This window comes from Planktotalea sp. (assembly GCF_039984035.1).
GTDB lineage: Bacteria > Pseudomonadota > Alphaproteobacteria > Rhodobacterales > Rhodobacteraceae > Planktotalea.
Genome location: NZ_JBDWVM010000301.1, coordinates 1 through 5456, shown reverse-complemented (window position 1 = coordinate 5456; position 5456 = coordinate 1). Strand labels below are relative to the sequence as shown.

Annotated in this window: 6 protein-coding genes and 2 pseudogenes; 6 read left to right on the top strand and 2 right to left on the bottom strand. The window is 54.7% G+C overall.

Going from position 1 to position 5456, the window contains the following annotated elements; all coding sequences use genetic code 11:
* Window positions 1-395: pseudogene (locus tag ABJQ89_RS13785) on the bottom strand (HupE/UreJ family protein); the annotation flags it as partial.
* Here ABJQ89_RS13785 and ABJQ89_RS13780 point away from each other — a divergent pair.
* From ABJQ89_RS13780 to ABJQ89_RS13755, 6 genes are all read left to right on the top strand, one after another.
* A complete protein-coding gene (locus ABJQ89_RS13780) occupies window positions 394-1206 on the top strand; it encodes a DUF4198 domain-containing protein (RefSeq protein ID WP_348496767.1) in 813 nt (270 codons plus the stop codon). The pseudogene ABJQ89_RS13785 and the gene ABJQ89_RS13780 overlap by 2 nt on opposite strands.
* A 65-nt stretch (window positions 1207-1271) precedes the next feature.
* Entirely contained in the window at window positions 1272-1880 is a 609-nt protein-coding gene (locus ABJQ89_RS13775) for a glutathione S-transferase (protein ID WP_348496766.1), read from the top strand.
* A gap of 49 nt (window positions 1881-1929) precedes the next feature.
* Window positions 1930-2823: a PfkB family carbohydrate kinase gene (locus tag ABJQ89_RS13770; RefSeq protein ID WP_348496765.1), complete on the top strand. Its 894-nt coding sequence runs from the start codon at window positions 1930-1932 to the stop codon at window positions 2821-2823.
* The gene (locus ABJQ89_RS13765; protein ID WP_348496764.1) at window positions 2820-3734 is read left to right on the top strand and encodes a pseudouridine-5'-phosphate glycosidase; all 915 of its coding nucleotides are present in this window, start codon (window positions 2820-2822) and stop codon (window positions 3732-3734) included. The genes ABJQ89_RS13770 and ABJQ89_RS13765 overlap by 4 nt, the downstream gene beginning before the upstream one ends.
* A gap of 75 nt (window positions 3735-3809) precedes the next feature.
* The gene (locus ABJQ89_RS13760) at window positions 3810-4484 is read left to right on the top strand and encodes a DUF502 domain-containing protein (RefSeq protein ID WP_348496763.1); all 675 of its coding nucleotides are present in this window, start codon (window positions 3810-3812) and stop codon (window positions 4482-4484) included.
* An 86-nt stretch (window positions 4485-4570) separates the two neighbouring features.
* Window positions 4571-5008: a VOC family protein gene (locus ABJQ89_RS13755; protein ID WP_348496762.1), complete on the top strand. Its 438-nt coding sequence runs from the start codon at window positions 4571-4573 to the stop codon at window positions 5006-5008.
* A gap of 17 nt (window positions 5009-5025) precedes the next feature.
* Here the strand turns inward: ABJQ89_RS13755 and ABJQ89_RS13750 are convergent.
* A pseudogene (locus tag ABJQ89_RS13750) lies at window positions 5026-5456 on the bottom strand (patatin-like phospholipase family protein); the annotation flags it as partial.

Here is a 5456-nt window from a genome sequence, read left to right as displayed (position 1 = left end):
GGAAGCTCCACATCTTCGACCTCTGGAATATCAAGCGATTGAATGCTGAGAGCCACAGGCGCGCCATCAGCCTTAAGCACGATCGCACTTAACATTTGCGGTGCAAAGGCGCGCAATTGTGCTTCAAGATCAGCAGCGGACAACGCCCGAAGCGCATCATAGTCATCCGCCTCAGCCACATCATTCGTATCCTCTGCCGCATCTAGATCAATGCCAGCGAGAAAACTCTCAAGCGTGATCCGCATGCTTAGTTCTACTTTGCCCTCTGTCAGGGTCAAATCAGCCACTGTTGGACTGACCTCATGGGCCTGCACCGACGACATCGTGAGCAGTAAAAAGCTTGACACGGCCAGCAACTGCATCAGCATGACCTTGAGTTTAATGAAAGCAGACATGATGACCTCTAGACGTTTCGCAATTGCCGTGCTGATGAGCCTCGCTGCGGCGCCGCTCTTTGCACATGAGTTTTGGATTGATAGCAAAAACTATCAAGTCGAAACTGGCGAAAATATCGCTGCATTCACAAAAAACGGACAAAATTTCAAAGGTATAGACCTCGCCTATTTCACAAAACGCGCCGCGCGCTTTGATAGGGTTGATGCGGATGGCACCAGGCCGGTTGTCGCGCGTCTTGGTGACTCGCCTGTTTTTGACAAACCCGTTGATAAAGACGGGCTGTTTACGCTTATCTATCAAACAACGCCGGATCGCGTGCGCTATGGCACTTGGGAAAAATTCCAGAAGTTCGCGGATCACAAGGCATTCAACACCGCACGCGCCCAACACACTGCGCGCAATCTGCCGGAAAGCGACTTTACTGAGACTTATATCCGTTATGCCAAGGGGCTTTTTGCGGTCGGTTCAGGCGCAGGGTCTGATGCGCAGCGCGGATTGGAAATAGAAATTGTCGCGCTCAAAAATCCATACACCGATGATCTAAGCGATGGCCTACCCGTTCAGGTTTTCTACCGCGAAAAGCCCCGTATTAACGCCCAAGTCGAGATTTTCGAGCGCCCCCCTGAAGGTGACGTCGTCATCACGACTGTACGCACAAATGAGCAAGGCATCGCAATCATACCCGTGAAATCGGGTCATGCCTATCTGCTAGATAACGTCGCTCTGCGTGAACCCGTCACCGAATTGGCGCAGGAAATTGGCGCGGTTTGGGAAACGCTTTGGGCCTCGCTCACCTTTGAAGTGCGATAGTTTCACCGCGTCACTACGCAGCGTCGGCCCTATCTAAATGCAGATGCAACGCCTAGCATCTGAGCATGATAAAACTTCATCACCTCAATCGATCCCGCTCGCTGCGCATTCTTTGGCTCTTGGAAGAAATTGGAACGCCTTATGAACTTGAGCTGCACGAGCGCAACGCAAAGACCAATCTAGCGCCAGATACGCTCAAGACGCTTCATCCGCTTGGCAAATCGCCGATGGTTGAACTGGACGGCGATTTCATGATCGAGAGCGGCGCTATTACCGAAACACTTTGCGCACGCTTCGCGCCCAATATGATCCCCAAGGCAGGAAGCACGGCGCACCAACGCCACCTTGAAGCGATGCATTTCGCCGAAGGGTCGGTCATGACGCCTATTTTGCTCAATCTTTATGTGGGCAAGCTGGGCGAAGCAGGCGCGCCGTTGCATCCGCGCATCCAAGAAGAGCTGGCAAGCCATTTCGCCTATATGGAGAGCATCCTGCGCCCGTCTGGCCATTTCGTTCTGGATGAGTTGAGTGCGGCGGACATTATGCTCAGCTTTCCGGCGCAAATCGCGATGCGTCTTAACTCACCTGAGGTTTATCCAAAGCTCGCGGCTTTTGTTGAAATGATCGAAGCGCGCCCAGCCTATCAACGCGCTGTGGAAAAAGGCGGCCTTTAATTCGAGTTTGCGACTTGCACAGATCGGCGTGGCAGGTCAGTACAATGACATGACAACGAAACCTGATATCCTGTGCATCGGATCGGTCCTTTGGGACGTGATCGGACGTTCCAAAAGTTCCATGCGCCAAGGCAGTGATGTGCCCGGGCGCATCACCCAATTGCCCGGCGGCGTGGCATTGAACATCGCGATGACCTTGCGCCGTTTCGATTTGCGCCCCGCCCTGCTGAGCGCTGTAGGCCGTGATCCTGACGGGGATCAGTTGATCGCTGAGGTCGACGCGATGGGTTTGATCTGCGACTACCTTTATCGCTCGGCGGATTTGCCTACCGACCGCTATATGGCCGTTGAAGGCGCAAATGGGTTGATCGCGGCAATTGCCGATGCCCATTCGCTCGAAGCCGCTGGCGCGAAGATTTTGACGCCTTTGCAAGATGGTACGCTGGGCGATACGAGCAGCCCCTATTCAGGCATGATCGCGCTTGATGGCAATCTGACGCTGTCGCTGTTGAATAACATTGCAAGCGATCCCCTCTTTGCAAACGCAGACCTGCGGGTCGCACCTGCCTCGCCGGGTAAGGCCGAGCGCCTGCGCCCTTTCCTCGATCAAAGCCGCGCAACGCTATACGTGAACCTTGAAGAAGCAAGCACCTTGTGCCAACGCAGCTTTGAAACAGCTGCCGGTGCCGCCCAAGGGCTACTGGATCGCGGCGCTGCCCGCGCGCTTGTGACCGATGGAGGCAATGCCGCTGCAGAAGCAGATGCCAGCGGTCTGCGACAAGCTACACCGCCCCAAGTTCTCGTTGCGCGCGTGACAGGGGCTGGCGATACCTTCATGGCCGCCCACATGAGCGCAGAATTGCGCGATGCCGACCCGCAAGCCGCGCTCGAACAGGCGTTGCAAGCGGCCGCAAGATACGTTTCAGGAGAAACAGCACATTGACGAACCTTCCTTTCATCCGCTCCGCAGCCGTTCAAACCGCACATGACGCAGGCACGCCAATCGTGGCGCTGGAATCCACGATCATTACGCATGGCATGCCCTACCCTCAAAACCTTGAGATGGCGCAAAAGGTTGAAGCCACCATTCGCGCTGGCGGCGCGGAGCCTGCAACAATTGCGGTGATCAATGGCACGCTGCACATCGGCCTTGAGACCGAGCAATTGGAAACACTGGCGCAAACCCGCGGTGCGGCGAAACTCAGCCGCGCGGATTTGGCCGTGTGCATGGCGACAGGCGGCACCGGCGCTACAACGGTTGCCGCGACCATGATCGCTGCAAATTTGGCGGACATTTCTGTCTTTGCCACGGGCGGTATTGGCGGTGTTCATCGCGGCGCGGAAGAGAGCTTTGACATTTCTGCTGACCTGCTGGAGCTGGCACAAACGCCTGTAACGGTCGTTGCCGCTGGCGCGAAAGCTATTCTCGACGTGCCAAAAACGCTTGAAGTGCTCGAAACCCAAGGCGTGCCCGTCATCGCCTATGGCCAAGATCACATGCCGGCCTTTTGGTCTGCACAAAGCGCACATAAGGCGCCACTCCGCCTCGATAGTGCGGCAGACATTGCAAAAGCGCATAAAATGCGCGCGGCGCTTGGCCTGCCCGGCGGTCAACTCATTGGCAACCCAATTCCGAAAGATGCCGAGATTGTACGCGCCGAAATGGAACCTGTAATCGAGCAAGCGCTTGCAGACGCTGTAACGCATGGAATCAAGGGCAAATCCGTCACGCCCTATCTGTTGCAGCGGGTCTTTGAGATTACAGAAGGTCGTTCGCTCACCGCAAATATCGCTCTAGTGCTGAACAATGCGGCACTTGCAGCGCAGATTGCATGCGAATTGGCGGCCAATTAGGCAATTGTCATAACAGGACCATTGCCCCTTGGGTAAGCAGTGCTTAACTAACGGGCGAACCTTCTGGAATTTGTAATGAACACCCCATTTGACGACAAACCACGCCGACCGGGCCTTTTCGCATCGCTACGCAGTAGCTTTTTGACAGGTCTTGTCGTTATCGCGCCTGTTGGCCTGACGATTTGGTTCATTTGGTCGATCATCGGCTGGATCGATGGCGTGGTTCTGCCGTTGGTGCCTTATACCTTCCAACCTGAGAAATATATCGGCATCAATCTGCGCGGTGTCGGTGTGATCATCTTCTTGCTGTTCACCATCGTGGTTGGATGGCTCGCCAAGGGTTTGCTAGGCCGCTCGCTCATTCGCTTTGCCGAAGGCATCGTGGAAAGCGTACCTGTCGTGCGCTCGATCTATTCGGGTGTAAAACAAATCGCCGAAACCGTTTTTGCGCAATCGGAACGCTCGTTTGAAAAGGCCTGCCTTTTTGAATACCCGCGCAAAGGGATTTGGGCGATTGGCTTTATTTCAACCACAGCCAAGGGCGAAGTCGCGAACCGCGCGATGACAAGCGGTGATTTGGTCAGCGTGTTTGTACCAACAACGCCAAACCCGACCTCTGGCTTTTTGCTGTTCTTCCCCAGCGAAGACATCATCGAACTCGACATGAGCGTCGAAGATGCGGCCAAATTGGTGATCTCTGCAGGTCTGGTTTACCCGAATTCGAAAGACCCCAGCCAACCGGTTGACTAAGTCGTAATTGCCTGTTGATCTCGCGCAACTGATTTGAGCCTCGAACGCTCGAAACAGAGCGATTGATAAGAGCGACGGGAAAACACATGTCTTTAAAGCCGACTGATATACCATTCACCCTTGCGGGCATTGATCACGTCGTTTTCCTTGTGAATGACCTTGAAAAAGCAATGATGTTTTACGAACAGGTTCTTGGCTGCCAACGTGGATATGCCTATCCCGATCTTGGCATGGAGCAAGTGTGGTGTGGCCCTTCGCTCATAGTTTTATGGGATACCACGCACCCCGGCGCGGCGGCCGCGCGGCCCGCGGTTGAAGGCGGCAAGAACGTCGATCACATTTGCATCGCCACAGGACCGTTCGATCAAGACGCGCTTCGGACGCATCTTGCCAATCATGGCGTAAAGATCGAGCGCGAGGCCAACCACGGCGGCGCTCGTGGTCTTGGGCACTCGTTCTATTTTCTGGATCCCTTTGGAAACAAGATTGAACTGAAAGGCCCGCCTGCGCACCCGGATCACTAACGATCTCGCCAGCGCGTTTAGCCAAACATCGCTTGCAAATTCACGCTGCTGCGCACGCCAATATCATCGTCATGTGCACTTAAGAACTGATCGGCCGCGGCCTGCCCTGCATCGCGTAGCGCATAAAGTACCGATGGGATCGCGTAGGTTTTCGTCGCCACAGACAGCTCATTCATCAACGTGTCATCGGCAATCATATGGGCATGCACATTCTTCATCGTGGAAGAAGTCATCGTTCCATCCGCAAGAAGCCGCTGCACGAATTCAATCGCCCGCAACTCGCGCAGTAAGGATGAGTTAAAGCTGATCTCGTTAATTCGGTTCTGGATCGCTTGTGCTGTTTGCGGCACCTCATCCCGTTCAAGCGGGTTGATATTGATGATCAACACATCGTCCGGCAGGTCTTTGTCAAACAACGGAAAGAGCGGTGGATTGCCCGTGTAGCCGC

Bases quoted from the DNA above. Each gene is read 5' to 3' on its own strand.
- ABJQ89_RS13780 (WP_348496767.1), top strand. From the start codon at position 394: ATGATGACCTCTAGACGTTTCGCAATTGCCGTGCTGATGAGCCTCGCT.
- ABJQ89_RS13775 (WP_348496766.1), top strand. From the start codon at position 1,272: ATGATAAAACTTCATCACCTCAATCGATCCCGCTCGCTGCGCATTCTT.
- ABJQ89_RS13770 (WP_348496765.1), top strand. From the start codon at position 1,930: ATGACAACGAAACCTGATATCCTGTGCATCGGATCGGTCCTTTGGGAC.
- ABJQ89_RS13760 (WP_348496763.1), top strand. From the start codon at position 3,810: ATGAACACCCCATTTGACGACAAACCACGCCGACCGGGCCTTTTCGCA.
- ABJQ89_RS13755 (WP_348496762.1), top strand. From the start codon at position 4,571: ATGTCTTTAAAGCCGACTGATATACCATTCACCCTTGCGGGCATTGAT.